Genomic DNA, 26,858 nt, shown 5'->3' with positions numbered 1-26,858 from the left:
GATAATAATTTGTTTGTGAGGAACTGAAAACAAGGTGGTTTTTTTTCAAAACAGCAAGTGTTTTTATAAATACATGTGAAAAATATTTATTTTTTTGTTTTTTATTGTACCTTTGCGCTCCCTTAAACAAAAAAATATGAAAAAAAGTATTAAAACACCACTATTTTTGTTCGTGTTATTTTCTTTGTGTAATAACGTATTTGGTCAAGTAATAAATCATAATAATGATATTTGGTTGCATTATTTAGGAAAAAACACGATAGGAAAAAAACTTTCCTTAACACTAGAAGGATCTTTAATATTCGCCAACGGATTTGACCAAAAACAACAATATTTTATACGCCCATCTGTAGATTACCAGTTTACCAAACAAATCAGTGGTAGCATAGGTTATACACACCATGAATTTTTTGTTTATGGAGATGTCCCTTTAAATAGAGTCGTAACACCAGAGGATAACGTATGGATACAAGGTGTTTATAGCTGTGCTAAAAATGATTTTAAATTTACCCATCGTCTACGCGATGAGAGTCGTTGGGTAGGAGTAGCTACTAAAAATGAAGCAGGAGATTTTGTCATAACTAATAGAGATTATAGAAATCGTTTACGATACATGTATTTGGTAAATTACACTTTAACTAAAAAAGAAGATAAAACTCAATTGTTTGCTTTTTTAGGAGATGAGATATTTATGAATATAGGAGTAAAAGCAGCCAAAACATTTGTACAACAAAATAGAGTAATTGCAGGTTTAGGATATAATTTAAACCCTCAACATCAAATTCAAATAAGTTACATTCACCAAAATTTATGGAATGTACCTAACACCATACAAGAAAATAATCCCACGCTAAGGATTTCTTATGTAACGAACTTAGATTGGTCAAAGAAAAAATAATTTTAAAAGCTTCGTAAAAAGACCTTTGTTTTAAATAAAAAAAGCTACAACATTGAACATGCCCCAAAAAGTTAGACACTATTTGGGGCATTTTTTATTCAAATTTTGCTCAATATAGGTTAGGTATTAGAAAACTATTATAGATAAAGAGGTAATACCATTTAAACCTAAAATATACTGGATTAAAAAATAAAGTTCTCGATACGTTTTTTTTATTTTAAAAACAACTCGAACTCTCCCTTTGATCGAAATGAAAAGATTGCGAATTTTTTGGACAGTCTCAAGGTTAAAAAAAATATTATAAGGAAATTTCAAAGTTTAAATGGTATAACAATAATTGGAGATGAAATAAAACTAAATTATATTTTAAACTTTGAAATATATGGATTTTAGGGTTCTTTTATTGAATAATTTTTAATAAAGGAATCTGTTTTTTTTTATTTTTTTTATTTTTTTTAAAAGATGTGCTAACTTTGCCTGTGAATTTATGGTGCTCGACTTTTGTTAAAAGTCAGCTTAAAAGGGAATCAGAGTGAGATTATAGATAAATTATTTGAAGATTAATGATAACGGAATCGTATTCCTGAAAATCAATATCTAAAATAAAAAATCGAATATCAAAACCTGAGCTGTACCCGCAACTGTAAGCTATTCAGCTTGTAATGATCTACAACCACTGTTTGAAATTTAAAACGGGAAGGCTAATTACAAGACGCAAGCCAGGAGACCTGCCTAAATTTATTTTATTAACAAACTTTCGGGAAAAAAAGTTTGGGTATGGGTAAATTCTGTCTTTTTTTCCGCATTTAAAGAATTAAAATGAAAAAAAACATTTTATTAGCAAGCGTTTTAACGTGTATGTATGGTAGTGCTTTTGCACAAGAGCAAGAATCAAAAAAAATAGAAGAAGTAGTCGTATCAGAAACTAAATTTCAGCAAAACAAAACAAAAACAGGTAGAACGATTGAAAAAATCACAACAAAAGATTTAGAGCAAAGAAAAGGGCAAAGTGTTGCTACCGTATTAAGCCAGTTAGCTGGATTTGAAGTTGTAGGAAGTCAGAGTGGAGTAGGAAAGAATTTAGATTTGTTTGTTAGAGGAGGAAGTACAAAACAAGTATTAATTCTAATAGACGGTAATCCTGTAGTAGACGCATCGAGTATTTCAACTACGTATGATTTACGATTATTACCCGTAGAACAAGTTGAAAGTATAGAAGTACTCAAAGGAGCTTCCTCCGTATTATATGGTGCTAATGCAGCCACAGCAGTTATTAATATTACATTAAAAAAAGCAACTGACAAAGGAGTCATAGGAACAGCCTACTTTAATATAGGAACTCAAAATTTAACAACCACCAAAAAGTATAAACCAGAAGAATACAATCAAGGTTTTTCATTGAACGGAACAAAGGGAAAAATCTCTTTTTTAACCTCTCTAAATAGTGCTGAAATAACAGGTATTAGTGAAGCAAAAGGAGATGATTTTGAAAAAGATAAGTTTTCAAGAGTTAATCTTAATCAACAATTAGGAGTAGCAATAAACAAAGGAATTAAATTAGATTTTTTTGCTAACTATGATCGCTTAAGATTTGCTTACGATACAGGAGCCTTTGTAGATAATGAAGTAAATACTTTAATAGGAGAACAGTTTAGAGGAGGCTTTTCTCCTTCAATGAAGTATAAAAAAGGAGAGTTGAAAATAAATTCTTCTTTTGGCTTTTATGAACAAAAAAGACTATCAGGAGCCTCATTAAATAATTATACAGAATCCTTTTCTAAATCACGAAATATTAATGTTGACGTTTTTAATAAATACAATATAGGAAACTCTTTAGCTTTTATCACAGGGGTTCAATTTCAATATTTTGATATGCTTCAAGCTACCCCTTATGTTAATATTTATAATCAAGACGCTAAATACACCATGTTAGATCCTTATATTACAGCAGTATTAAACACTAAGTTTGGATTAAATGTAAATGCGGGAGCTCGTTATTTAAAACACAGCGTTTATAAAGACTATGTCATCTTTAATATTAATCCAAGTTTTAATTTTGAAAAAATCAATTTAAAATTATATGGATCAATAGGAGGAGCAGTAGTAGCACCAACATTATATCAAGTATATTCTGAGTATGGCAATAAAGATTTAACACCACAAGAAAATACTACTATTGAAACTGGTTTTGAAAAAAGTTTTTTAAATCAAAAATTAAAAATTTCAGCAGTTGGATTTTATAGAGAAGAAAATAATTCAATTGCTTTTAAAAAGAAGACCTCAAATACAGGATGGCAATATGAAAATACAGAAGGAATAAATAAATCAAAAGGGATTGAATCCAATATAATGATCAAACCTCTAGAAAAAATAACCTTAACTGGTAATTATACTTTTGTAGAAAATGATCAGGCTATAGCAAAAGCCGTTGCAAAACATAGAGTAAATGCTAGTTTATCGGTTGAATTGACTAAATCTATTGCATGGGATGCTCAATTTCAGTTTATAGATTTTAGAAACCTATCATATTACAATTCTTTCACTTTTAAAGCAACAGATGTATCCGTTTCAGCTTATAAATTATTTCATACGAATTTGAAAGTAAAATTAACAAACCATTTGAGTGTTTTTGGATCCGTTCAAAATTTATTAAATGAAGAATTTATAGAAACCATGGGATATAATACAAGAGGAAGAAACTTTAAAATCGGAATGAATTTTCAGTTTTAATTAAAACGAATTATAGCTTAAAAAATAATAATATTCATAAGTTCGTTACTTCAATAAATAGGAGAAATCACATTATCGCTATTTTGTGATTTCTCCTTATTTTTGGATAAAAAATAATTTTCCAGTTACAGAGTGTCGTTTAATCTATATACATTTCATATTTTAAATCACGTTTAGAAAGATCAATAATTTCATTGCCAATTTTAAATTGAGGTTTTTGAATACCAATTCTATTACCAGATTTAATTAAGCTCATTGCCTTAGCTAAATAAGGTTCAGAGCTGTTCCCTAAAATACCTAGATTACTTATATCTTCCATTAATATATTAGTCGTGTCAGGCGTAATACCCGCTTCATAATCTCCAAAACCCACTTTATTAACAATTTTTAAAACAATTAATTGCATAGCATATCTGTGAGTTGGATTTAAATTTCGTTTTGTATAATCAGGTGAGTCATACAATGTAATAGACCCCACATTCTTCCCTGTAGTAGTATTACCTATTTGAACTACTTGTATGTAAGGTTTTAAACAGTTAATGACTAATTCACTAGCAGATGCAGTATTAGTAGTTGTTAAGATATATACCTTATTTAAATTTAATGAATTAATAGGAGTGCCATTTTTTAGTTGTGAGGTAAATTTGTTTAATAATCTATTAGGATCTATTGCTCTATTAATTTTAGAGTTCCATTGCTCTTTAGCAAAAATTTGATCTTCAAATTGTCCCGTAATCATACTTGCTAAACGAGTAGCGGTTGCTACTGATCCTCCTGAATTATAACGTAAATCCAAGACTAAATCCGTTATTCCAGCCGCCTTTAATTTACCAAAAGCTTGATTTAATTCTGGTTCATAATACGTATAAAAACCATTATACATTAAATAACCAACTTTTTTATTTCCTTCCTCTATCACATCGGTAATATAAACAGGATTTTCAGAATACGCCTTTTTAGTTAACGCCACTGTTTTTCCATTAGGTGTAATAGCACCTCCATCATACGAAGCTAAATTTAAAGTATAATTTGTTTTAGATAACAATTCACGATAATTGTTACGAGTAAGAGGAATACCATCAACCCCATAAAAAAGATCCCCTCGTTTTAGATCTTTTGTACTAGCGTCACTATTAGGCATGATGTATTTTACCCAGCCAAAAACTTCAGTTTGACTTCCATTCTTAGGACTAATCCCATACTCCATACCATTACTGTCATTCGTTCCAGAAAGAATCTGTTCTAATACAGTATAATTAGAAGTTATAAAACTAAATTTATCAATATTCTTTCGATTGTAAATTAAACTTTCAAATAAAGTTTCAGGCTTTGAAAAAGTACCTAAAAACGAATTAAGTTCATATTGAGAATTAAAACGATAATCACTTAGATTGGCTACATTTTCTTGATAAAAATAATATTTGTTAAATCCCTTCCATACAAAATTATAAGGATCTAGCTCATTATATTGAGGTTGATCATCTAAGTCATTACAACTAAATAACGTACCGATTGTTAGGACCACGAAAAGCTTGATTATATTTTTTTTCATTTATAAAAGATATGATGTAAATTTATGAGCTTAAATTTAGATCAAATGCGTAAAGAAAAAGTGAAAAATCAAAAAATATTTTGGTTTTTAACATTTATAGTGGGTTCAGTAGCATTTGGGAGTTATTATTATAATCTTGAAGAACAAACAATAAAAAATGTTAACTCTCAATTAGGAACTTGTCAAACCCCAGAAGAAGCTTATAGAGAAACACAAAAAGCTTTACATCTGATTTCGGCTCAATTGAACTCTGGCATGAAAAATGTAAATAAGTTAAAAGAGTATGATCAAACGACACGCAAAATTTTTAAAAAGTAAAAAAATGAAAAAAAAAATAGTTTTAGTTTTTAGTATTTTATCATTTTATTTAGGCACGGCACAAACTCCTTTTGATAAATTTGAAAGTAATAATAATGTCTCTTCTGTTATCGTAAATGATAAAATGTTTGAATTAATGAGCAAAGTGAAAATGGAAACGAAAGAAGATCAAGTGTATTTAAATTTGATAAAAAAACTAGATTATTTAAAAGTTTTTAAAACTAGTCACTCTAAAACCATTTCCGATATGCGTACTAGTATAGAACAATATAGTGATAAATTAGAAGAATTAATGCGCGTGAATGAAAACGGAAAAAGTACTAAAATCTATGTAAAAATGATTCCAGGAAGTACAAATGTATCAGAATTATTATTGTTTATGGAAGGAAAAGAAACGATATTAATGTCTTTAACTGGTAATTTTTCATTGAATGAAATTTCACTTTTAACCAAACGAATGAATTTGCCAGGAGGAGAAGAATTAAACAGAGCCGCTAAAAAATAACAAAAAAATGGTCCCAAATACAAATAGTAAGCCGTATTTGGAACCGTTTATTTTAACTAAAAAGAGTTGTTAAAATTATCTTTTGTAATACATCACAATAGAAGCTTTTTCAATTGTATTGCCATTTAAGTAATAACCTACTAATGCAGGACTAGCATTTTTATCTAGACCTAACTTATCCGTTTTTAAGGCATAAACAGTAATCGTGTATTTATGAAAACCATGTCCTTCAGGAGGGCATGGACCCCCATAACCTGATTTGCCAAAATCAGTAATACTTTGTATTGAACCAGCAGGCATTAAGTTTTTAGTAACATCTCCCGCTCCTGTTTTTAATTCTTTAGTTGTAGCAGGAATATCAAAAGCAAGCCAATGCCACCATCCACTACCTGTAGGTGCATTTTCATCATGTATTGTAACAGCAAAACTTTTAGTATCTTTTGGTACATTTTCCCAAAATAATTGAGGAGACATATTTTCACCTGTACAACCAAAACCGTTAAAAACTTGTTTCATAGTTGCCTGACCTCCTAGATCATTACTCTTTAAAGTAAAAGTTTGCGCGCTTGCTGTAAAAGCAGAAATAAAAGCAAGCAAGGTTAAGATTTTTTTCATTTTTATATTATTTTATGATGCAAATTTAAGATTAAGGTTATGAGTATTATTGCGCTAAAAGTTCAAAAAGATGTTCTTTTAGTCCATTTTGAAGTTTTTTGGAGATACTCCATAATACTTTTTAAATTCGTTACTAAATGCAGATAAATTTTCATAACCCAATTCATGATAAAGATCAGAAGGTCTCTTGTTAAGTATTAACTCATTTCGAGCCTTTTCCATTCTTTTTGAAATAAAGTATTTTTTAGGTGAAATTTGATATATTTCAGCAAACTTTCTTTTAAACGTAGAAATACTCATATTAGATAAAAAAGCAAGTTCCTCAATAGTTAAGTGGCTATCTTCGTATTGTTGAATAATGTCTTTTATTGATTTATTTTTATGTCTACTTAATGTATTTTTAAAAAAATTAGTAATTCTCTCAGGTTCCTTACTTAGTAAGTAAAATAAAATTTCTTCTAACTTTATAGAAGTAAGATAAGGTGTTTTATTAAACTCGTTTTTTAATAAAAGTAATGATTTTTCGAATAAATTAATATAAGTGTCTTTATGAATGTTTAATACCGTTTGATTTGATTGCATTGTTTTGGGTAATTCAATTTGTTTTTTTGATAAGATTTCATTTAAAAAATGATCAGAAAAGAAAAAAAGAATACTATTATAGCCTGAATCTCCTATTAGACGTTCTGTCATTAGACTATTTCCAGATTGTAATAAAAAGAATTGATCATTTTGTATAGAAATATTATTCTGATTACTAATAACTTCTTTGTGTCCATTTAGTAAAAAACAAAGTACATTGTGAGTAAAAGTAACGGGAATATTTTTGCTAGATTGTTGTGTATTGTAAAAATAAATAGCACAATCAAAATGATTGTTCTGAAAAAAATCAAAAGGTAAATTATGAATAAGTTGTGTATTCATTATATTAGATTTAACAATAAAGAAACTAAAAGAAAAGAGGTTGTCCAAAAAGTAATAAATCAACATGCAGTTTTACTCTGATGTAAGGAAGAGTCTTATAATCAGTATTATGTGATTTTTTTCTTTGGGTCGAAATGATAAGATTACAAACTTTTAGGACAGCCTCTTTTATTCTCTATTTCTTTAAATAATCAGAAAATTTTTTACCGTATTTAGAATTGGCTACTTCTGGAGACATTTTGCTATGTATTTCCTCTAAAAACTTAGGTTGCATATCATAAATATCTGTAAGAGCTATATAGGGCGCAATTTCATAATCCGCATGAGTAAGTGCAAAATTAGCAGAGTATAAATATTTTTTTTTCAATAATTGGTCTTGCTTGTTTTGATTATCTAGTTCATTGTAGTTTTTGTTGCCCTTGCTACCTAGTATTTTAGATTGAAGTAATTGAAGCTGTTGCTCATTAAACTTAGCAATGATGTCTTTATATTCTTTGTAAAGCTCATGATTTTTAGAACCTGTAATTTTTGCATTAGCAAAAAAATATTCAAGATCCGTATCAATAGTTATTTTTCCTGGTTCCGCAAAAAATAACAAATTATTATCCATTGAGTTAGTTTGTCCTCTGTCTACAAACAAATAAAGCATTTCGGGAGAATCTAATTTAATTGAACTCTCAAAATTAGATGAACCATTTAATTCAATAGTATCTAAAGCTACTAAAGTACTATCTTGTACTTTTTGGATATATAGCTTTCCTTTCTTTAACCCTTTTATATTTCCCGTTATGATTACCTCATCTTTTGTAGGTGCTTTATCAGCACACGAAATAAAAAAAGCAAAAGAGATTGCTATGATAACTTTTTTATACATAGTTCTTATAAATTTCCCGCAATGTAATAAAAAAAAACCTCAAAATTCAATTGAATTTTGAGGTTTTAATTTTTTTTTAAAATAAGATTTATCCTTTTAGCCAAGCTTCTTTTAAACTTTTTTTACTATCGTCAGTAGATTTGTAGCCAGTTACTTCTTCAAATGGAAGTTTTATATTTCCTTTTAAAGTAATCTCTTTTTGATCCCTTTTAATTTTAATAGAAATATTGTCATTTTCTTTCCAGCTTTGACTTACCATAATCATATCGTAAATATTGTCTAAATTGTAACTTTTATCATTTATAGCTAAAATATAATCGCCTCCTTTTAAACCTAAATACTTGTAAAATTCGGGAAGTTCTATACCCGGAAGAATTATGATTTCTTTAGTCGTTTGATTAACTGTTATGTAAGGAGTTTGATCCTTTATAAAAACATTTCCAGGTACTTTTGTTTGTGCTTGTGTAATCCCCATTTTAGCAAAAAACTTTTCATAAGGAATGGGAGTTGGCCCGTCTACATAAGTTTTTAAAAAATCACCTACTTCTGGATAAGTAAGAGCTATGATCTTATCAAAAAGAGCATCATCCTTAAAAGGAGTATTAATACCATATTCATTATTTAGTTTTTGCATTAAATCTAATACACCACGTTGACCATTGCTTTTTTCACGAATAATAATGTCTAGGCACATACCTATTAAAGCTCCTTTTTGATATACATTTAAATATTGATCTTTATAAGGTTTTGTTAGTACATTAGTGCTCATTTTAGTAAAAGGAATTGTGTCGTCCATATTAGCCGATTGTCTAATTTTATCAGTCATACGACTATAAAATTCATCTTCATTAATTAAACCTTGATTAATTTGGAACAGATTAGCAAAATATTCTGTTATTCCTTCATACATCCATAAATGTTTAGACATTTTAGGTTCATTGAAATCAAAATAATGAATTTCTTCTGAATGAACACCTAGTGGACTTACTATATGAAAGAACTCGTGAGAAACAATGTCTTTTAACTGTTCGTCCATTTGATCAGAAGGCATCATTTCAGGCATAACAACAGTTGTAGAAGTAGTATGCTCTAAAGCTCCAAAGCCTTTTGCATCTTGTTTTTGTACGTCCGTAAGATAAATTAGGATTGAATATTTTTTAGTATTATTGATAGGTCCTAAAAATTTTTTTTGAGCCTTCATCATTTTTTCCATGTTAGGAGCTAAATCAGCCGCTTTGTATTTTCCAGTGGGCGAATATACACTTATTAGAATATCCATATCTTCTATTTTAAAAGTAGCAATGTCTGGTTTAGTATACATTATTGGATGATCTACTAGAGTAGCATAACGATTCGTTTTAAAAACATCAACAATTTTACTAGGATCACTATCGGTAAGAGAGGTAGCACCGTACAAATGGTCAGGATGAAGAATTGTTAAAGTATAAGGAGCTTCTTTTTTATCGCTAAAATAACCAATAAAGCCATGCGTGTTTAAAACAAAACAATTAGAATCTATATTCGTTCCAGCTGGAGAAAAAACATCATCACCTCCTATGCCTCCAACTTGTTCAGTATCATAAGTGTCATTTACCCAATAAGTAATTTTACCTAGTTTTTTAGCCCCCGTAATACGATAAGTGTTTTCGTCTAGTTTTGCTAACGGTAAATTCTCTCCCTTTGTAGTATAAGCTTTTATTTTTTCAATAAAACGACCATAATTATCTAATGAATAAGTACCCGGAACTGTTTTAGGAATACTAAAGAGAATGACATCTTCTTTAGAAGGAGTAGGAATTACCGTTACCATGACCTTGTCATCTTGTATTGTGTTTAAATCAATTGTAACGCTTACTTCTGGTGTTTTAGAACCATTTAAAGGTGCTGCTTTACCAGTAAAGAATAATGATGTTAATAGAGCGGATAAAAATATTTTTTTCATTAATAAATAATAAAAGATTTAAAAAATTTGCCAATAAAGGTATTAGTTTATTAAAATTTAACGTAATCTTTTTTAAAAAAATTAACAAAAAAAGAAGATGTCTAAAAAAATAAATATCTACTCTCTTATTTAAACAGATAGGAGAAATCACATTATCAAAGTTATGTGATTTCTCCTTCTTCTTGAAATGATAAGATTGTGACCTTTTCGGGCAGATTCTCTAACTTAATCAAATTTATTTTTAAGATAATACTTACCATCCAAATCATCATCAAAATCGTTATTTTTGATGAGTTTAGGTTTAGGTTTGGAAGCCGTCACTTTTTTCTTCCAAAGCTCAAATTGATCTTTTGATAGATGTTTGCGTATTAATTCTGTTACGTCACTTTCGCCAATACCAAACTCTTCCTTAATTAATTCAAAGGGTTTGCGTTCTTCTTTTGCCATGCTGATTAGTCTTTCTAAACTTTTTCTGTCTAATTCAGCGATTTTACTTTTTCTCATTTTAAATTATAAAAACAAAATTGTATTAAACTTTATGCAATACTTATTCCAATATTAGTAAAAAGGAATGATTTGTGAAAATTTTTTTATGTTTTAGGATTCCCATATTTTTGAAAAGGAATACTTAATAAATTACCTAAATTATTGTGCTCTTTAAAGGAGGTATGAGTGTCTATACCAAATACTATCTGATCCTGAGGTAAATTTTGATAAGTTCTTAAAAAACGATCCCAAATACTGAAAATATTTCCATAATTACTATCCGTATAAGGAAGTTGATAATGATGATGAACACGATGGATTTTTGGGGTAACTAATACAATTGATAGTAATGAATTGAGTTTTTTAGGGAGCTGTATGTTTGAATGGTTAAACTGAGATACTAAAACAGAGCAAGATTGATACATAAAAAACAGCCAAACAGGAGCACCTGTAATCAAAACAGCCAAAACGGTAAACAAAAAGCGAAAGATACTTTCTCCTGGATGATGACGATTAGCACTGGTTGTATCAAGCCAAGTGTCTGTATGATGAATGAGATGAAAACGCCATAAAAATTTTATTTTATGTTGTAAATAATGAGGAACATAAGCACCTATAAAATCCATAAGTAAAAGACCTATAAAACACTGTAATCCTAAATTACTAATGTTAAACCAATGTATGATGCCAAAATGATTTTGACTGTCCCAGACGCAACTTTCAAATAAAAGGATTGCTAAAAAAAAGTTGATAATTATCGTTGTAAAAGTAAAAAATAGATTTAGCAAAGCATGTTGTATTTTGTTGTATTCAAAACGAAAACGAGGAAAACCGCTTTCTAAAATCCAAAAAAAAGCAATGCCACCAAATAAAATCAAAGATCTATGGGACGAAGGTATCGTTTCAAAATAATTTGTAATCTCGTTAGTCATATTTTTTAATTCAAATCAAAATTACTAAACTATTTGTTATAAATAAAGCAAGAATGTTTATTTTATTTAAAATAATTCACCTCTGTGAGGTTTTAATGCGTCTCTAACTTGAATCATATTTTGATCATTTACCACCATCCAAGCTATAGCGTGCATATCATTTAATACAGAAAAACCTGTGATTTTAATAGGAAAACCTTCTATTTCAATATATTCTTTTAAATGAATTTCATGATGTTCTGCGGTTTTAGCTGCTGCGGAACCTCTAAAATCCCAAATAAGTTTGATTTGTCTTTCCATGATCTGTCAAATTTGAAATACAAATTTACAATGATTCACTTGAAAATAAGTAGTATTTTTGCATCGTAAAAAAAGGATAATGCCAAAAGAACTACAAATTCAAGTATCACCTGAGGTAGCTTCTAGTGAAGTCATACTAAAGAACCATCTTGCAAGATTAATGCAAATATCTACTACGGACATACAATACTATGTAATTCTTAAAAGATCAATTGATGCTCGACAAAAAACAATTAAAATAAATTTAAAAATCATTGTTTATTTTCAAGGAGAACAAATTATTGAAGATAAAATAATGTTACCTAATTACCAAGATGTTACCAATGCTCCAGAAGTAATTGTGGTGGGAGCAGGACCAGCAGGGTTGTTTGCTGCCTTACAATTAATTGAATTAGGAATTAAACCCATTTTGTTAGAAAGAGGAAAAGACGTAAGAGGTAGAAGAAGAGATCTAAAAGCAATTAATAGAGACCATATAGTAAATGAAGATTCTAATTATTGTTTTGGAGAAGGAGGAGCAGGAACTTATTCTGATGGAAAACTGTACACACGTTCAAAAAAACGAGGAGATGTAGATCGTATTTTAAGATTATTGGTAGCATTTGGAGCTTCTTCGGAAATATTAGTAGAAGCCCATCCCCATATAGGAACCAATAAATTACCTGAAATTATTCAAGATATTAGAGAGAAAATCAAAGAATATGGCGGACAAGTGTTATTTGAAACACGAGTAACGGATATTTTAATAAAAAATAATGAGGTAGAAGGAATCGTTACACAGTCAGGAGAAGTTATAAAAGCCAAAAAAATAATACTTGCTACAGGACATTCCGCTCGTGATGTGTTTGAATTATTAGATCGAAAAAAAGTTTTAATAGAAGCAAAACCATTTGCTTTAGGAGTCCGAGCAGAACACCCACAAAGTTTAATAGATTCAATACAATATTCGTGTGATTTTAGAGGAGCGTTTCTGCCACCAGCACCATATTCTGTTGTTAAACAGGTTAACGGACGAGGGATGTATTCTTTTTGTATGTGTCCAGGAGGAGTGATAGCTCCTTGCGCAACAAGTCCAGGAGAAGTTGTTACAAATGGTTGGTCCCCATCTAAAAGAGATCAAGTCACAGCCAATTCAGGAATTGTGGTAGAATTAAAATTAGAAGACTTTAAGCCGTATGCTAAATTTGGAGCGTTGGCCGGTATGGAATTTCAAAAAGCAATCGAACAAAAAGCATGGGAAATGGCAGGTAAAACACAAAAAGTACCCGCCCAAAGAATGGTTGATTTTTCTCAAAAAAAAGGGTCAATAGATATACCTAAAACATCCTATGTTCCAGGAACAACAAGTGTAGAGTTAGGAACTGTATTTCCTCCCTTTTTAACACAAATTATGCGTGAAGGATTTGTTCAATTTGGAAAATCAATGAAAGGATACTTTACGAATGAAGCCATTTTACACGCCCCAGAAAGTAGAACCTCATCACCCGTTAGAATTCCTCGTGATAACATTACGTTAGAACATTTTCAAATTACAGGACTCTATCCGTGTGGAGAAGGAGCAGGATATGCAGGAGGAATTATTTCAGCAGCTATAGATGGCGAAAAATGTGCAATAAAAGCAGCAGAAGCATTGCTGAATTAAATAGTTTGTATAAGAAATGTAAGGAGAAGTCTAAATAAAAAGGATAGGGCAGTAATTGATAGACTTTTCGTACTTTTACTCCCGTAATATAAAACTATGATTGAAGAAAAAGTAATATTGGTAAATGAAGCAGATGAGGTAATAGGATTAATGCCTAAACTAGAAGCACATGAAAAGGCACTGTTGCATAGAGCTTTTTCAGTATTTGTGTTGAATGATAAAGGAGAAATAATGCTTCAGCAAAGAGCGCATCATAAATATCATTCACCATTATTATGGACCAATACTTGTTGTAGTCATCAACGAGAAGGAGAGTCTAACATAGAGGCAGGAAAACGTCGTTTACAAGAAGAAATGGGGTTTACAACAGAACTAAAAGAACTTTTTCATTTTATTTACAAAGCACCCTTTGATAACGGATTAACAGAACATGAGTTAGATCACGTAATGATTGGATATTTTAATGAAGTACCATCTATAAACACAGATGAGGTAGAAAACTGGAAATGGATGTCTATCGAAGCAGTAAAACAAGATATAAAACTACATCCTCATCAATATACAGTTTGGTTTAAGATTATTTTTGACGAATTTTATCATTATTTAGAAGCGCACACATTATGAGAGTAACAGTATCAAGAAAAGCTCATTTTAATGCAGCTCATCGTTTGTATAGAAAAGATTGGACGGATGAACAAAATCAAAAAGTTTTTGGTAAATGCAATAATCCTAATTATCATGGACATAATTATGAGTTGATAGTCAGTGTTACAGGAAATATCAATCCAGAAACAGGTTATGTGATTGATATTAAAGATCTAGCCGATATAATTTGTGAAGAAGTAGAAATTCCGTTTGACCACAAAAACCTAAACTTAGATGTTTCAGAATTTCAAAATTTAATACCTACAGCAGAAAATATCGTAGTTGTTATCTGGAATAAAATTAGAAAAAGAATAAAAAAAGAAAATGATTTAGAAGTTACCTTGTTTGAAACACCACGTAATTTCGTTACATATAAAGGATAGTATAATTATGCAAAAAAGTTTGAAAGTAGGGGATAAACTTCCTCTTTTTGGAGCAAAAGATCAAAACGGAAATGATTTTTATATTAATTCTGTTCTTGGTAAAAAAGTATTAGTCATTTATTTTTATCCGAAAGATGATACGCCTGGTTGTACCAAACAAGCTTGTTTCTTAAGAGATCAGTACGAAGAGTTTAAAACCATAGGAGCAGAGGTAATAGGTATTAGCGGAGACAGTATTGCAGCACATAAAAAATTTGCAAGCAAATATGATCTGCCATATATATTACTATCAGATCCAGATAAAACACTACGAAACTTATTCGGAGTAAAATCAAATATGTTAGGATTAATACCAGGAAGAGTAACTTATATAGTAGACAAAGAAGGAGTGGTTCAAATGATTTTTGAAGACATGAATGCTACAAATCATTTAGATCGTACAGTAGAAAAAGTAAAAAGTTTGATTTAATGCCGATAGAATTATATCCTTTACAGTTTGAACCTATCTTTAAAGATAGAATTTGGGGCGGTACGCGTTTGAAAACACTTCTAAATAAATCCATACCTTCCGAAAAAACAGGAGAAAGTTGGGAACTCGCTGCCATAGATCAAGATGTAAGTCAAATCAGTCAAGGTATTTATAAAGGAGTACTTTTGACAGAATTAATAGAAAAATACCCAGTCGAAATATTAGGAAGCGAGGTATATCAACGTTTTGGAACACAATTTCCATTGCTCTTTAAGTTTTTAGATGCCAGAGAAGATCTTTCTATTCAAGTGCATCCTAATGATGTGTTAGCAAAAGAAAGGCATAACTCTTTCGGTAAAACAGAAATGTGGTACGTAGTAGAAGCAGAGCCTGAAGCAAAATTAATAGTAGGATTTAAAGAAGATGCTTCAAAAGAAGCCTACTTAGAACACCTAAAAAATAAAAACCTATCCTCTATTTTAGAAGCCTATCCAGTAAAAGAAGGAGATGTGTTTTATTTAGAAACAGGTACTGTGCATGCTATTGGAGCAGGTACTGTTGTGGCTGAAATACAACAAACATCAGATATTACCTATAGAATTTATGATTTCGATCGCAAAGATGCACAAGGCAACTTACGAGAACTGCATATAGAACTAGCTTTAGATGCAATAGATTATAAAAAGAAAAAAGTAAAAGTAGATTATAAATTATCAGATAATCAAGCAGTAAATGTAGTTGATAGTCCTTATTTTACAGTAAAAGTCATAAATCTAAAAGAAACGTATAACTACCATAACAAAGGAAATAGTTTTGTAGCGTATATGTGTATTAAAGGAAATTTACAAGTAAAAATAAATCAGCATATATACGAATTTGCTAAAGGAAATACTTTTTTAATTCCCGCAGCTCTAAAAGACTTTCAATTAATAGGAAAAGCTAAATTGTTGGAAATTGTAATTTCTTAACAGATATCGAAAGAATAATTGTAATTTTGTAAACGTAATTTAAAATACATACCAATGGCAAGTGTAAAAAATTTAAAAAAGAATATCAATTATGTAATTGGTCAAATTATTGAAGCGGTTTATTTATATGAAATGACTTCAACAGGTAAACCAACTGATGAAACTAATGCTGTTATAGAAGAAGCATTTGTTATTTTCGATAATTTGATTGTAAAAGTAAATGAAAAAAATATTGAAAATAAAAAAGCACACTTTAAACAAATAAATGTTGAATTAGAAAATGCTGCAAACCAATTAGTTAATAAAATTAACGCTTTGTAGTAAAAAAAAGTGTAAAAAAGTAGGGTGCAAAGCTTTGGAAAATAAAAAAACTCTCCTATATTTGCACCCGTAAATGAGTCGCCGGTGTAGCTCAGCTGGCTAGAGCAGCTGATTTGTAATCAGCAGGTCGTGGGTTCGAGTCCCTCCATCGGCTCAAAATTTATGCAAAAATATTGTAAAAATAAATTTATTAAAAGTACACTTTTGCCGGTGTAGCTCAGCTGGCTAGAGCAGCTGATTTGTAATCAGCAGGTCGTGGGTTCGAGTCCCTCCATCGGCTCAAATTTTATCAAAAGAAACTATTAAATAAATTTATTAAAATACACCTTGCCGGTGTAGCTCAGCTGGCTAGAGCAGCTGATTTGTAATCAGCAGGTCGTGGGTTCGAGTCCCTCCATCGGCTCAAAAAGAGAAACTTATTAAGTTTCTCTTTTTTATTTAAAAAAAGTACATCAAAACGAACCCATTTTATAAAAGGTCTTTTACTTCGCGTTCTTGTCCCGACCCTAGAGGGATCACATAAAGAGCGTAACAAACGTTTTTTACTTCGCGTTCTTATCATCCCGACCCTAGGAAGGATCACATAAAAAGCGTAACAAACGTTTTTTACTTCGCGTTCTTGTCATCCCGACGCTAGGAGGGATCACATAAAGAGCGTAACAAACGTTTTTTACTTCGCGTTCTTGTCATCCCGACGCTAGGAGGGATCACATAAAGAGCGTAACAAACGTTTTTTACTTCGCGTTCTTGTCATCCCGACCCTAGGAAGGATCACATAAAGAGCGTAACAAACGTTTTTTACTTCGCGTTCTTGTCATCCCGACCCTAGGAGGGATCACATAAAAAGCGTAACAAACGTTTTTTATTTCGCGTTCTTGTCATCCCGACGCTAGGAGGGATCACATAAAGAGCGTAACAAACGTTTTTTACTTCGCGTTCTTGTCATCCCGACCCTAGGAGGGATCACATAAAGAGCGTAACAAACGTTTTTTACTTCGCGTTCTTGTCATCCCGACCCTAGGAGGGATCACATAAAGAGCGTAACAAACGTTTTTTACTTCGCGTTCTTGTCATCCCGACGCTAGGAAGGATCACATAAAAAGCGTAACAAACGTTTTTTACTTCGCGTTCTTGTCATCCCGACGCTAGGAGGAATCACATAAAAAGCGTAACAAACGTTTTTTACTTCGCGTTCTTGTCATCCCGATGTAAGGAGGGATCACATAAAGAGCGTAACAAACGTTTTTTATTTCGCGTTCTTGTCCCGACGCTAGGAAGGATCACATAAAGAGCGTAACAAACGTTTTTTACTTCGCGTTCTTGTCCCGACGCTAGGAAGGATCACATAAAGAGCGTAACAAACGTTTTTTACTTCGCGTTCTTGTCCCGACGCTAGGAGGAATCACATAAAAAGCGTAACAAACGTTTTTTATTTCGCGTTCTTGTCATCCCGACGCTAGTAGGGATCACATAAAGAGCGTAACAAACGTTTTTTACTTCGCGTTCTTGTCATCCCGACGCTAGGAGGAATCACATAAAGAGCGTAACAAACGTTTTTTACTTCGCGTTCTTGTCATCCCGACGCTAGGAAGGATCACATAAAAAGCGTAACAAACGTTTTTTACTTTGCGTTCTTGTCATCCCGACGCTAGGAAGGATCACATAAAGAGCGTAACAAACGTTTTTTACTTCGCGTTCTTGTCATCCCGACGCTAGGAGGAATCACATAAAGAGCGTAACAAACGTTTTTTACTTCGCGTTCTTGTCATCCCGACGCTAGGAGGGATCACATAAAAAGCGTAACAAACGTTTTTTATTTCGCGTTCTTGTCATCCCGACCCTAGGAAGGATCACATAAAGAGCGTAACAAACGTTTTTTATTTCGCGTTCTTGTCATCCCGACGCTAGGAAGTGTAAATTATATGAAGTTTTTGTTTTTTTATAGGTATTTGAGGTGTTTTTGCGGTTTATATATAATAAAAATGCAACACAATATTTCTTAAAATATTTCGTTTTTACTTTGTTTTTTTGTTAATTTATTAAACTAAAAACATTTTTTTATATTTTTTAATAACTATTATTTAATTTCAAAACTAAAATCAATGGCAACTAAGAATCAAATCAGTATCACAATTCCTCAAGAAGTAATTGATACGGTAACACTAAAATTACAAGAATGCAAAACAGCTTTAGCGCCTTATTTGCAAGGTTTAACTGCCGAAGATCGTTCGACGCTGTTTAAAATGGGCAATAAAACCGTGGCTACGGTGCAAAAAATCAAGTCGTATGTAGAAACCAATCCCGAGTTTGTCCCTGTGTATATGGACAAAGCTGAGTTTTTAAAGGATGAGGCAGTGGTGAGTTCTTTAAGTCCTATAGGCAATTTAGCTTCTCAGTTATCTACTGATGTAAACGATACGATTATGCTAGCGGGTAGTGAAGCTTTACAATCGGCGTTGTTGTATTATGGTCAAATTAAGGAGGCGCAAAGTAAGGGGATTGCTACGGCTAAGCCTATTTATGAGGATTTGAGCCAACGTTTTATTCGTCCGTACCGTAAAAAAACAGAGGAATAAAGCGCCTAAGTCCCAAGCGGTTTAAGAAGAGGCTGTCTGAAAAGTAATCCATCTGTCGTTTGTCACTCTGAGCTAAGAAGGAGACCTGCTATTAATAGCAGGTAATTTCTCGCTTTAGTAGCCATGACAGGATGGTGCATTTTTTGGACAGTCTCTTTTTTTACGCACTATTTTTTCAAGACATGCAGCATTTGGGAATCATTTTTATCAGCAAAAACTTGCCAATATAAATCTTTTTTTATTTTAATTGAGTAAAAAAGGCTCGTCGTCCAGTAAAAAAGGCTCGCCGTCCAGTAAAAAAGGCTCGTTGTCCAGTAAAAAAGACTCGTCGTCCAGCCAAAAAGGCTCGTCGTCCAGTAAAAAAGGCTCGCCGTCCAGCCAAAAAGGCTCGTCGTCCAGTAAAAAAGGCTCGCCGTCCAGCCAAAAAGGCTCGTCGTCCAGTAAAAAAGGCTCGTCGTCCAGTAAAAAAGACTCGTCATCCAGCCAAAAAGACTCGTCGTCCAGTAAAAAAGGCTCGCCGTCCAGCCAAAAAGGCTCGTCGTCCAGTAAAAAAGGCTCGTCGTCCAGCCAAAAAGACTCGTGGTCCAGCTAAAAAGACTCGTGGTCCAGTAAAAAAGACTCGGCGTTGAACCAAAAAGAGTGGGGGTGGACTCTTAGCGGTATTGTTTAATTAATAGGGTAGTGTAGGAACGGTAACATACCCGCTGTTTTGATTGGGAGTAGGGGCATTGGTTTGATAAAAGGGGGGCTTTGGTAAAAAGTCAAACCCCATTATTATAACTTATACACTTTTTAAGATAGAGCTCGAGGGGAGTGTTTTAAATATGCTATTTTGGCATACTTACTTATTTTAATACCATACAATCTTTTTTAAAGCATTACATTTGCTGTTATTAAAATAAAACTATAAAAATTAAAAAATCACTAGTATTGACAATCTTCGTTTTTTTGATATTTTTAGTGTTTTATTTGCCTATTTTGTTTGTTAATTTTATTTCAATTATAAATGACCACACATCAACAACATATAAAATTCATTTGGGATATAGCCGATTTATTACGTGGACCTTACAGACCACCACAGTACGAACGTGTTATGTTGCCTATGACCGTATTACGTCGTTTTGATTCAGTGTTAGAAAGCTCTAAAGAGGAAGTAATAAACGAATACAACAGCCTCAAAAAGAAATATAACAACGATATTCCTGTTTCTATTTTAACCTCTAAATTAGAAAAAATTACAGGGCAAAAATTTTACAACACCTCACCCTTTACGTTCGAAAGGTTAAAAGGAGCACCTGATAGTATTGCACAAGATTTAGTAAGCTATATTAACGGGTTTTCACCCAACGTAAGGCAGATATTTGAGTTTTTCGATTTTGAAAAAGAAATATTTGCGATGAACGATGCTAATATTTTGTATTTAATCGTTTCTGAATTTGCTAAAGTCAATTTGCATCCTACTATGGTTTCTAACCGAGATATGGGTTTGATTTTTGAAAACTTAATTCGACGATTCAATGAGTTAGCAAATGAAACTGCGGGTGACCATTTTACACCTCGTGAAATCATCAAGCTGATGGTGAATATTTTATTCATTGATGATGATAACTTCTTACAAGGCAAATCGGTTATTCGCGAAATTATGGATCCTACTTGTGGTACAGGCGGTATGTTGTCTGAAGCTAAAAATCACGTAAAAGATCTCAATGAAGACGCAATATTAGTGGCTTACGGACAAGACTATAACAAGAGAGCATTTGCCACAGCGGCAGCCGATTTATTGATTAAAAACGATACCAATTCAAAATTTGAAGACACCATAAAATATGGCGATACATTAGTTGATGATCAGTTTACTGATAAAAACTTTGATTACTTGATTGCCAATCCGCCTTTTGGGGTAGATTGGAAAAAACAAAAACCGCAAATAGAACGTGACAAAACAGGTCGATTTACAGCAGGTTTACCCCGAGTAAATGATGGTGCTTTATTGTTCTTGCAACATATGATTAGCAAATTTGAACCGTATGCCCCTCAAGATAAAAAATATGGTTCGCGTTTAGCTATCGTGTTTAGCGGTTCGCCTATGTTTTCTGGTGGCGCAGGCTCAGGTGAGAGTGATATACGCAAATGGATTATTGAAAACGATTGGCTAGAAAGTATCATTGCTTTACCTGAACAAATGTTTTACAACACAGGCATTACCACCTATATATGGGTATTGACCAACAGAAAAAAAGACGACCGAAAAGGTAAAATCCAGTTGTTTGATGCCCGCGATTTTTATATCCCTATGCGTAAAAGTCAAGGGAGCAAACGCCGTAAAATGGGAGAAGGCAATGTAGATGATGGCATCATACAAGTAATGGAACCCGATCATATTGCGATGATTACCCAAGAATACGGTTTACACACCACTACCGAGCATTCTAAAATTTTTGACAATGCCGATTTTGGTTTCACCCGAGTAACCATAGAACGTCCTTTGCGTTTAAAATACCAAATGAGTTTAGTAGCTAAAACGGCTTTCTTAGACGCTTGTCCTCATTTGTTAGACGATGTACAAGCCATAGATAAAAAACTAGGGCGTGCACCTTTACTCGATTGGAATAAAACCCTAAAAGAAATCAAAAAAATTAACCAACTAAAATGGTCTGCTAGAGAACTCAGTTTATTTAGAAGTGTATTTACGACCAAAGATCCTGAAGCTGAGAAAGTACTAAAAAGCAAAGACGAGTATGAAGCCGATGCCGATTTACGTGATTTTGAAAACATCCCTTTAAAAATAGACATTCAAGACTATTTTAAAAATGAAGTACTGCCTTTTGTGCCCGATGCTTGGATGGATCGTACTAAAGATAAAGTAGGCTACGAAATCAATTTTAATCGTTATTTCTTTACAATGAGTGAAAATCGTTCGTTAGATGTTATTAATAAAGAATTGAATAAAGTTGAGGATGAAATTTTAAAAATGCTTCAAAACAGTTCGTTATGAGTTCAGTTAAGGAGTATCGTTTAAAACATTTGTTCATAAAAAGAATTGGTGGTGCTTGGGGTACAGAGCCTGATGATGATTCTGTTGTTTGTTTACGTGCCGCTGATATTGAAACAGATCAAATAATTCATAAAAGTAATGATTTAACATATCGTACTTTTTCTGATAATGAATTAAATTCAAGAAAACTTAGCCCTGGTGATATTATAATAGAAAAATCTGGAGGAGGTGAAAATCAACCTGTTGGTAGAGTAGCAAAGTTTGTTCTTAATGAAGCTGCTTTATGCTCTAATTTTTTAGACTTATTAAGGCCTAATAATAAAATTGTTAATACAGATTATCTTACCTACATTCTTTATTATTTGTGGAAAAATAGGACTGTAGTAAAGTCTATAAAACAAACAACAGGAATTCAAAATTTAGATATAGAAGATTATTTAAATAATAAAGCAAACCTTCCCAGTTTAGAACAACAAAATAAAATTGTTCATTATTTAGACCGCGAAATTGCCAAAATAGATGCCTTAATTGAAAAGAAAACAAAATTAATCGCGCTACTAGAAGAAAAGAAAAAAGCCGTTATCAATCAAGCGGTAACTAAAGGCTTAGATACTTCGGTAGCTATGAAGGATTCGGGTATAGAATGGCTAGGGGAAATTCCTGAACATTGGCATATTGAGAGATTAAAATTTTTAACAAATAAAGTTGGTAGCGGAGTAACTCCTCTTGGTGGAGCCAATATTTATACTGATGAAGGAGTTCTTTTTTTAAGAAGTCAAAATATTTATAATGACGGATTAAAGTTAAATGATGAAACCTATATTCCAGAAGAAATCCATAATGATATGAAATCTTCGCAAGTAATGAAGGGTGATTTGCTTTTGAATATTACAGGTGGATCAATAGGAAGATGTTTTTACTTTGATTTAGACATAGAGGCAAATATAAATCAACACGTATGTATAATAAGAGTTAACAATAAGATTTTGTATAGATACCTACACTTTCTATTCGTTTCATTTGTAGGTCAATATCAAATCGATTTATTGCAATACGGTGGAGGAAGAGAAGCGATTTCTTTTGAAAATATTAAGAATTTTGTTATCTCATTTCCTCAATCAATAGAACAACAAGAAGAAATAATTAATTTCTTGGATACAGAGTGTTCAAGGTTTGATAAAATTAAAGATAAAGTTAAGTCTGCAATAGATTTGCTAAAAGATAAACGTATTGCTATTATCTCAGCTGCCATAAATGGCGAAATAGAATTATAACTTATGAAAATAAACACACTAGAATTAACTAACGTTCGTGGTTTTACCTATGCAAAACTAGATTTTCAACCTGGTTTTAATTTGATTGTGGGGATCAATGGAGTAGGTAAAACAACCGTATTAGAAAGTTTACGAATTGTGCTTTCTCATATTCTTACAGAAATAAAAGCTCCTTTAATCTCGAAAGAGAGTTTTAAAAAATCGGATATTAATATTAATTCTTTATTAGCTCTTGATCATTCCACATTAATTGAAGAGCGAAAAAACGCTATTGAGGCTTTTATAGGCAAAACAAATCCTATAAAAAAGGCAAAAACAATACAAGCGATAGCAGAAATTGATAAGCTATCAAATGGTAAGTATGTTGAATTTTGTATTCCTTTAAAACACGCTTTAAAAGAGCATTTAGTTTTTTTAGAAAAACTTGAACAAAAATTAAAGTACGCTAGAAAGAAATGAGAAATACCCAAACTAAAGAAATAGCCTTTGAAAAAAGTATAGAAACCGTATTGCTTGCTACAGGATACAAAACGATAGCTAGTAGCAGTTACGACAAAGACAAAGCTATTTTTCCTGATACGACACTTGCTTTTATACAAGATACCCAGCCTAAAACCTGGGAAAAGTTGCAAACTATTTTAGGGGACAATACAGGGAATCAAATTTTATATGATTTAACCAAATGGATTGAGCTTCACGGTATTTTGTCCACTTTACGCCACGGTTTTAAATGCTATGGCAAACAATTGCACTTGGCTTATTTTAAACCTTCGCATTCTATGAATGAAGAGGTTTTAGAACGGTATCATAAAAATATATTTGGGATTACACGTCAGCTCTATTATAGTAATCGCAATCAAAATTCAATCGATGTTGTTTTAAGTGTGAACGGTATTCCTTTGGTTACTTTAGAACTTAAAAATCAACTATCCCATCAAAATATAACCCACGCTAAAAAACAATATTGTCACGATCGTGATCCTCGTGAACTGCTCTTTGAATTTAAAAAAAGAACACTCGTTCATTTTGCTGTAGATACTGATCAGGTCGAAATGACCACTCGTTTAGCTAAAGATGCCACTTATTTTCTTCCGTTTAACAAAGGCAACGAAGGCGGTGCGGGTAATCCTGTAGATCTAGAAGGCTTGAGTTATAAAACAGCCTATCTCTGGAAAGAAGTCTTGCAAAAAGATAGCCTAATGGATATTTTAGGAAAGTTCATTCATTTGCAAGTCGAGGAAAGAATCACGGATGAAGGCAGAAAATTAAAAAAAGAAACGATGATTTTCCCTCGTTATCATCAATTACAAGCCGTTCGCAGTATGATTGCAACAGCATTAAAGGATAATGTTGGGACAAATTATTTAATAGAACATTCCGCAGGAAGTGGCAAAAGTAATACCATAGCCTGGTTAGCACATCGTTTATCCTCTTTACATAAAGCAGATAATACCCGTTTGTTTGATTCGGTAATAGTGATTACAGATCGTGTGGTATTAGATAGACAATTACAAGATACTATTTACCAGTTTGAACATAAAAAAGGCGTTGTTTTAAAAATAGATAAAGACTCTAAACAATTAGCCGAGGCTCTAGAAAATGGTGTTCCTATTATTATTACCACCTTACAAAAGTTTCCGTTTGTAACGGAGCAATTACGAAAACTAGCCGAAGAACGTGGAGAAGAAACAACAGGCTTATTAAAAACAAAAAATTACGCCATTTTAGTTGACGAAGCCCACAGCTCACAATCAGGAGAAACCGCCGCCGATCTAAAAGAGGTACTGGGTGGCGAAGCCTTAGCACAAGAAGCGCAAGAAAAAGCACAAGAAGAAGAAGCCCAAGGTTTAGAGGCTCTTTACCGTAATATGGCAAAACGCGGACAACAAAAAAACATCAGTTTCTTTGCTTTTACCGCTACGCCCAAACATAAAACCATAAAATTGTTTGCTACTAATGGCGAACCGCTTCACAAATACACGATGCGTCAAGCCATTGAAGAAGGTTTTATCTTAGATGTTTTAGAAAATTATACCTCTTATGCTACTTTTTACAAATTGATTAAAGCTTCCGAAGAAGATCCTAAAGTAGAACGCAAGAAGGCAGCTAGAGCCTTAGGTCGTTTTATGCGTTTGCATCCGCACAATATTGCACAAAAAACAGAGGTTATGGTGGAACACTTTTACCAATCGACTCGCCATAAAATAGGAGGCAAAGCAAAAGCAATGGTCGTAACAGGTTCTCGATTAGAAGCAGTTCGATACAAGCAAAGTTTTGACGAAGTAATTAAAGCTAAAGGGTATAATATAAAATCATTAGTAGCTTTTTCGGGAGAAGTCAAAGATGATAAATTGCCTGATACCCTTTATACAGAAGTGGAAATGAATAAGGGCATTAAAGAAAAAGAATTACCAGAACATTTTGCCACTCCAGAATACAGTATCTTATTAGTAGCCGATAAATACCAAACAGGGTTTGACCAACCGCTTTTGCATACTATGTATGTAGATAAACGTTTGTCAGGTATTCAAGCAGTACAAACTTTATCGCGTTTAAATCGTACCCATCCGCTTAAAGAAGACACTTTTGTACTTGATTTTGTAAATGACCGCGAGGAAATTCAAGCCGCTTTTAAAACCTATTATGAATGTGCTGTACTAGGTCAGGAAGCAGACCCTAATAATTTATATCGTATTCAACAAGAATTATTATTAGAAGATATATTTACATATAATGATATAAACCATTTTACTGAAATCTATTTCAAACCTAAGGAAAAACAAAGCAATAAGGATCACGAGGACATGAATCATATCTTAGATATTCCTGTTGAAAATTTCAGACACTTTTTACAAGAGCAAGAAGAAGAAGCAGAATTATGGAGAGGTAAAATAACAGCCTATAAAAATTTGTATGCTTTTTTAAGTCAAATTATTCCTTATCAGGATTCTGATTTAGAGAAACTATTTATTTTCTTAAGGCATTTATCAAACAAATTACCCAAACGAAATACAGGAGCAGCCTATAATTTTGATGATACAGTTCGTTTAGAGTATTATCGATTACAAAAAATTAGCGAAGGCTCTATAAGTTTAAAAACTCCTAAACAATATCAACTTGATGGACCAACAGATGTTGCGACAGGAATGGTACGAGAAGAATATACCCCTATATCTAGAATTGTAGATGTAGTAAATGAACGTTACGGGACTGATTTTACGCAAGCCGATCAATATTTCTTTGATCAAATTGTAGAATCGGCTATTCAAAATGAAGATATTATCCAAGCAGCGCAATCCAATCCACAAGATAAATTTACCTTAATGTTTAAAAATGTTTTACAACAATTATTTGTAGAACGCATCGATCAAAATGAAGATATTTTTGCAAGGTATATGGAGGAAAAAGATTTTAACAAGACCATAACGGAACTTTTAGCCAAAGAAGCTTTTAAGAAAATAAATAGTGAAAAATAAACTACTTACTAATAGCCTCTTTTTAAATTA

At 32.1% G+C, this 26,858-nt stretch carries 24 protein-coding genes, 3 tRNA genes and 1 riboswitch; of the genes, 19 read left to right on the top strand and 8 right to left on the bottom strand.

The features are described from left to right. The first annotated feature begins 136 nt into the window (after window positions 1-136). Window positions 137-898, top strand: coding sequence for a DUF2490 domain-containing protein (locus AWN65_RS08645; RefSeq protein ID WP_060382800.1), 762 nt, complete (start codon window positions 137-139; stop codon window positions 896-898). A gap of 470 nt (window positions 899-1,368) precedes the next feature. Continuing rightward, window positions 1,369-1,648: riboswitch (cobalamin riboswitch) on the top strand. 69 nt (window positions 1,649-1,717) lie between these two features. Next, a complete protein-coding gene (locus tag AWN65_RS08640) occupies window positions 1,718-3,628 on the top strand; it encodes a TonB-dependent receptor plug domain-containing protein (protein WP_060382799.1) in 1,911 nt (636 codons plus the stop codon). Window positions 3,629-3,767: 139 nt separating this feature from the next. Here the strand turns inward: AWN65_RS08640 and AWN65_RS08635 are convergent, their stop codons facing one another. Beyond that, the gene (locus tag AWN65_RS08635; RefSeq protein ID WP_060382798.1) at window positions 3,768-5,180 is read right to left on the bottom strand and encodes a S41 family peptidase; all 1,413 of its coding nucleotides are present in this window, start codon (window positions 5,178-5,180) and stop codon (window positions 3,768-3,770) included. Window positions 5,181-5,204: 24 nt separating this feature from the next. On the opposite strand from AWN65_RS08635, the gene AWN65_RS08630 reads away from it, so the two are divergent. Further along, the gene (locus AWN65_RS08630) at window positions 5,205-5,498 is read left to right on the top strand and encodes a hypothetical protein (protein ID WP_060382797.1); all 294 of its coding nucleotides are present in this window, start codon (window positions 5,205-5,207) and stop codon (window positions 5,496-5,498) included. A gap of 4 nt (window positions 5,499-5,502) precedes the next feature. Continuing rightward, window positions 5,503-6,003, top strand: a complete 501-nt coding sequence (locus AWN65_RS08625) for a DUF4252 domain-containing protein (RefSeq protein ID WP_060382796.1) — start codon at window positions 5,503-5,505, stop codon at window positions 6,001-6,003. A gap of 75 nt (window positions 6,004-6,078) precedes the next feature. Here AWN65_RS08625 and AWN65_RS08620 read toward each other — a convergent pair whose 3' ends face one another. From AWN65_RS08620 to AWN65_RS08590, 7 genes are all read right to left on the bottom strand, one after another. Further along, complete coding sequence (locus AWN65_RS08620) at window positions 6,079-6,618, bottom strand: YbhB/YbcL family Raf kinase inhibitor-like protein (RefSeq protein WP_060382795.1); 540 nt, start codon at window positions 6,616-6,618, stop codon at window positions 6,079-6,081. 78 nt (window positions 6,619-6,696) lie between these two features. Then, window positions 6,697-7,542, bottom strand: coding sequence for a helix-turn-helix domain-containing protein (locus AWN65_RS08615; protein WP_060382794.1), 846 nt, complete (start codon window positions 7,540-7,542; stop codon window positions 6,697-6,699). A 175-nt stretch (window positions 7,543-7,717) separates the two neighbouring features. Further along, complete coding sequence (locus AWN65_RS08610) at window positions 7,718-8,416, bottom strand: DUF4369 domain-containing protein (RefSeq protein WP_060382793.1); 699 nt, start codon at window positions 8,414-8,416, stop codon at window positions 7,718-7,720. An 88-nt stretch (window positions 8,417-8,504) separates the two neighbouring features. Further along, window positions 8,505-10,358: a M61 family metallopeptidase gene (locus tag AWN65_RS08605; protein ID WP_060382792.1), complete on the bottom strand. Its 1,854-nt coding sequence runs from the start codon at window positions 10,356-10,358 to the stop codon at window positions 8,505-8,507. Window positions 10,359-10,583: 225 nt separating this feature from the next. Next, complete coding sequence (locus tag AWN65_RS08600) at window positions 10,584-10,862, bottom strand: TIGR03643 family protein (protein WP_060382791.1); 279 nt, start codon at window positions 10,860-10,862, stop codon at window positions 10,584-10,586. Window positions 10,863-10,948: 86 nt separating this feature from the next. After that, window positions 10,949-11,776: a sterol desaturase family protein gene (locus AWN65_RS08595; protein WP_060382790.1), complete on the bottom strand. Its 828-nt coding sequence runs from the start codon at window positions 11,774-11,776 to the stop codon at window positions 10,949-10,951. Between the two features lie 66 nt (window positions 11,777-11,842). Beyond that, window positions 11,843-12,076, bottom strand: coding sequence for a hypothetical protein (locus AWN65_RS08590; RefSeq protein WP_060382789.1), 234 nt, complete (start codon window positions 12,074-12,076; stop codon window positions 11,843-11,845). Between the two features lie 79 nt (window positions 12,077-12,155). Between AWN65_RS08590 and AWN65_RS08585 the strand changes: the two genes are divergently transcribed. From AWN65_RS08585 to AWN65_RS08520, 15 genes are all read left to right on the top strand, one after another. Then, on the top strand, window positions 12,156-13,718 hold the full coding sequence (locus AWN65_RS08585; protein ID WP_060382788.1) for an NAD(P)/FAD-dependent oxidoreductase: 1,563 nt from the start codon (window positions 12,156-12,158) through the stop codon (window positions 13,716-13,718). A 96-nt stretch (window positions 13,719-13,814) separates the two neighbouring features. Beyond that, window positions 13,815-14,342, top strand: coding sequence for an isopentenyl-diphosphate Delta-isomerase (gene idi / locus AWN65_RS08580; RefSeq protein WP_060382787.1), 528 nt, complete (start codon window positions 13,815-13,817; stop codon window positions 14,340-14,342). Then, on the top strand, window positions 14,339-14,746 hold the full coding sequence (locus AWN65_RS08575) for a 6-pyruvoyl trahydropterin synthase family protein (RefSeq protein WP_060382786.1): 408 nt from the start codon (window positions 14,339-14,341) through the stop codon (window positions 14,744-14,746). The genes idi and AWN65_RS08575 overlap by 4 nt, the downstream gene beginning before the upstream one ends. A gap of 7 nt (window positions 14,747-14,753) precedes the next feature. Then, window positions 14,754-15,215, top strand: a complete 462-nt coding sequence (locus tag AWN65_RS08570) for a peroxiredoxin (protein WP_060382785.1) — start codon at window positions 14,754-14,756, stop codon at window positions 15,213-15,215. Then, window positions 15,215-16,183, top strand: coding sequence for a type I phosphomannose isomerase catalytic subunit (locus AWN65_RS08565; protein WP_060382784.1), 969 nt, complete (start codon window positions 15,215-15,217; stop codon window positions 16,181-16,183). The genes AWN65_RS08570 and AWN65_RS08565 overlap by 1 nt, the downstream gene beginning before the upstream one ends. Before the next feature lie 54 nt (window positions 16,184-16,237). Then, window positions 16,238-16,504, top strand: coding sequence for a hypothetical protein (locus AWN65_RS08560; RefSeq protein ID WP_060382783.1), 267 nt, complete (start codon window positions 16,238-16,240; stop codon window positions 16,502-16,504). A gap of 80 nt (window positions 16,505-16,584) precedes the next feature. Then, window positions 16,585-16,658, top strand: a tRNA-Thr gene (locus tag AWN65_RS08555). Between the two features lie 52 nt (window positions 16,659-16,710). Next, a tRNA-Thr gene (locus AWN65_RS08550) sits at window positions 16,711-16,784 on the top strand. 49 nt (window positions 16,785-16,833) lie between these two features. After that, a tRNA-Thr gene (locus tag AWN65_RS08545) sits at window positions 16,834-16,907 on the top strand. 1,699 nt (window positions 16,908-18,606) lie between these two features. Next, window positions 18,607-19,080, top strand: a complete 474-nt coding sequence (locus AWN65_RS08540) for a hypothetical protein (protein ID WP_060382782.1) — start codon at window positions 18,607-18,609, stop codon at window positions 19,078-19,080. A gap of 247 nt (window positions 19,081-19,327) precedes the next feature. After that, window positions 19,328-19,672, top strand: coding sequence for a hypothetical protein (locus AWN65_RS14910; protein ID WP_158447594.1), 345 nt, complete (start codon window positions 19,328-19,330; stop codon window positions 19,670-19,672). Window positions 19,673-20,086: 414 nt separating this feature from the next. After that, complete coding sequence (locus AWN65_RS08535; protein WP_060382781.1) at window positions 20,087-22,078, top strand: type I restriction-modification system subunit M; 1,992 nt, start codon at window positions 20,087-20,089, stop codon at window positions 22,076-22,078. Continuing rightward, entirely contained in the window at window positions 22,075-23,352 is a 1,278-nt protein-coding gene (locus AWN65_RS08530; RefSeq protein ID WP_081078415.1) for a restriction endonuclease subunit S, read from the top strand. Before AWN65_RS08535 ends, AWN65_RS08530 begins: the two co-directional genes overlap by 4 nt. A gap of 3 nt (window positions 23,353-23,355) precedes the next feature. Next, a complete protein-coding gene (locus AWN65_RS08525; RefSeq protein WP_060382780.1) occupies window positions 23,356-23,811 on the top strand; it encodes an AAA family ATPase in 456 nt (151 codons plus the stop codon). Next, the gene (locus AWN65_RS08520; RefSeq protein WP_060382779.1) at window positions 23,808-26,828 is read left to right on the top strand and encodes a type I restriction endonuclease subunit R; all 3,021 of its coding nucleotides are present in this window, start codon (window positions 23,808-23,810) and stop codon (window positions 26,826-26,828) included. The genes AWN65_RS08525 and AWN65_RS08520 overlap by 4 nt, the downstream gene beginning before the upstream one ends. Window positions 26,829-26,858: the final 30 nt, after the last annotated feature.

It is taken from the genome of Flavobacterium covae, assembly GCF_001534645.1.
Lineage (GTDB): Bacteria > Bacteroidota > Bacteroidia > Flavobacteriales > Flavobacteriaceae > Flavobacterium > Flavobacterium covae.
Note: the sequence above shows the minus strand (reverse complement) of the source record. Positions and strands in the feature narration are given on the sequence as shown.

What these genes read in the sequence shown, in the direction of transcription:
- AWN65_RS08570 (WP_060382785.1), top strand. Translation starts at nt 14,754, where the DNA reads ATGCAAAAAAGTTTGAAAGTAGGGGATAAACTTCCTCTTTTTGGAGCA.
- AWN65_RS08565 (WP_060382784.1), top strand. Translation starts at nt 15,215, where the DNA reads ATGCCGATAGAATTATATCCTTTACAGTTTGAACCTATCTTTAAAGAT.
- AWN65_RS08615 (WP_060382794.1), bottom strand. Translation starts at nt 7,542, where the DNA reads ATGAATACACAACTTATTCATAATTTACCTTTTGATTTTTTTCAGAAC.
- AWN65_RS08635 (WP_060382798.1), bottom strand. Translation starts at nt 5,180, where the DNA reads ATGAAAAAAAATATAATCAAGCTTTTCGTGGTCCTAACAATCGGTACG.
- AWN65_RS08560 (WP_060382783.1), top strand. Translation starts at nt 16,238, where the DNA reads ATGGCAAGTGTAAAAAATTTAAAAAAGAATATCAATTATGTAATTGGT.
- AWN65_RS08640 (WP_060382799.1), top strand. Translation starts at nt 1,718, where the DNA reads ATGAAAAAAAACATTTTATTAGCAAGCGTTTTAACGTGTATGTATGGT.
- AWN65_RS08520 (WP_060382779.1), top strand. Translation starts at nt 23,808, where the DNA reads ATGAGAAATACCCAAACTAAAGAAATAGCCTTTGAAAAAAGTATAGAA.
- AWN65_RS08600 (WP_060382791.1), bottom strand. Translation starts at nt 10,862, where the DNA reads ATGAGAAAAAGTAAAATCGCTGAATTAGACAGAAAAAGTTTAGAAAGA.
- AWN65_RS08595 (WP_060382790.1), bottom strand. Translation starts at nt 11,776, where the DNA reads ATGACTAACGAGATTACAAATTATTTTGAAACGATACCTTCGTCCCAT.
- AWN65_RS08630 (WP_060382797.1), top strand. Translation starts at nt 5,205, where the DNA reads ATGAGCTTAAATTTAGATCAAATGCGTAAAGAAAAAGTGAAAAATCAA.
- AWN65_RS08530 (WP_081078415.1), top strand. Translation starts at nt 22,075, where the DNA reads ATGAGTTCAGTTAAGGAGTATCGTTTAAAACATTTGTTCATAAAAAGA.
- AWN65_RS08620 (WP_060382795.1), bottom strand. Translation starts at nt 6,618, where the DNA reads ATGAAAAAAATCTTAACCTTGCTTGCTTTTATTTCTGCTTTTACAGCA.
- AWN65_RS08525 (WP_060382780.1), top strand. Translation starts at nt 23,356, where the DNA reads ATGAAAATAAACACACTAGAATTAACTAACGTTCGTGGTTTTACCTAT.
- AWN65_RS08590 (WP_060382789.1), bottom strand. Translation starts at nt 12,076, where the DNA reads ATGGAAAGACAAATCAAACTTATTTGGGATTTTAGAGGTTCCGCAGCA.
- AWN65_RS08535 (WP_060382781.1), top strand. Translation starts at nt 20,087, where the DNA reads ATGACCACACATCAACAACATATAAAATTCATTTGGGATATAGCCGAT.
- idi (WP_060382787.1), top strand. Translation starts at nt 13,815, where the DNA reads ATGATTGAAGAAAAAGTAATATTGGTAAATGAAGCAGATGAGGTAATA.
- AWN65_RS08585 (WP_060382788.1), top strand. Translation starts at nt 12,156, where the DNA reads ATGCCAAAAGAACTACAAATTCAAGTATCACCTGAGGTAGCTTCTAGT.
- AWN65_RS08645 (WP_060382800.1), top strand. Translation starts at nt 137, where the DNA reads ATGAAAAAAAGTATTAAAACACCACTATTTTTGTTCGTGTTATTTTCT.
- AWN65_RS08605 (WP_060382792.1), bottom strand. Translation starts at nt 10,358, where the DNA reads ATGAAAAAAATATTTTTATCCGCTCTATTAACATCATTATTCTTTACT.
- AWN65_RS08625 (WP_060382796.1), top strand. Translation starts at nt 5,503, where the DNA reads ATGAAAAAAAAAATAGTTTTAGTTTTTAGTATTTTATCATTTTATTTA.
- AWN65_RS08575 (WP_060382786.1), top strand. Translation starts at nt 14,339, where the DNA reads ATGAGAGTAACAGTATCAAGAAAAGCTCATTTTAATGCAGCTCATCGT.
- AWN65_RS08540 (WP_060382782.1), top strand. Translation starts at nt 18,607, where the DNA reads ATGGCAACTAAGAATCAAATCAGTATCACAATTCCTCAAGAAGTAATT.
- AWN65_RS08610 (WP_060382793.1), bottom strand. Translation starts at nt 8,416, where the DNA reads ATGTATAAAAAAGTTATCATAGCAATCTCTTTTGCTTTTTTTATTTCG.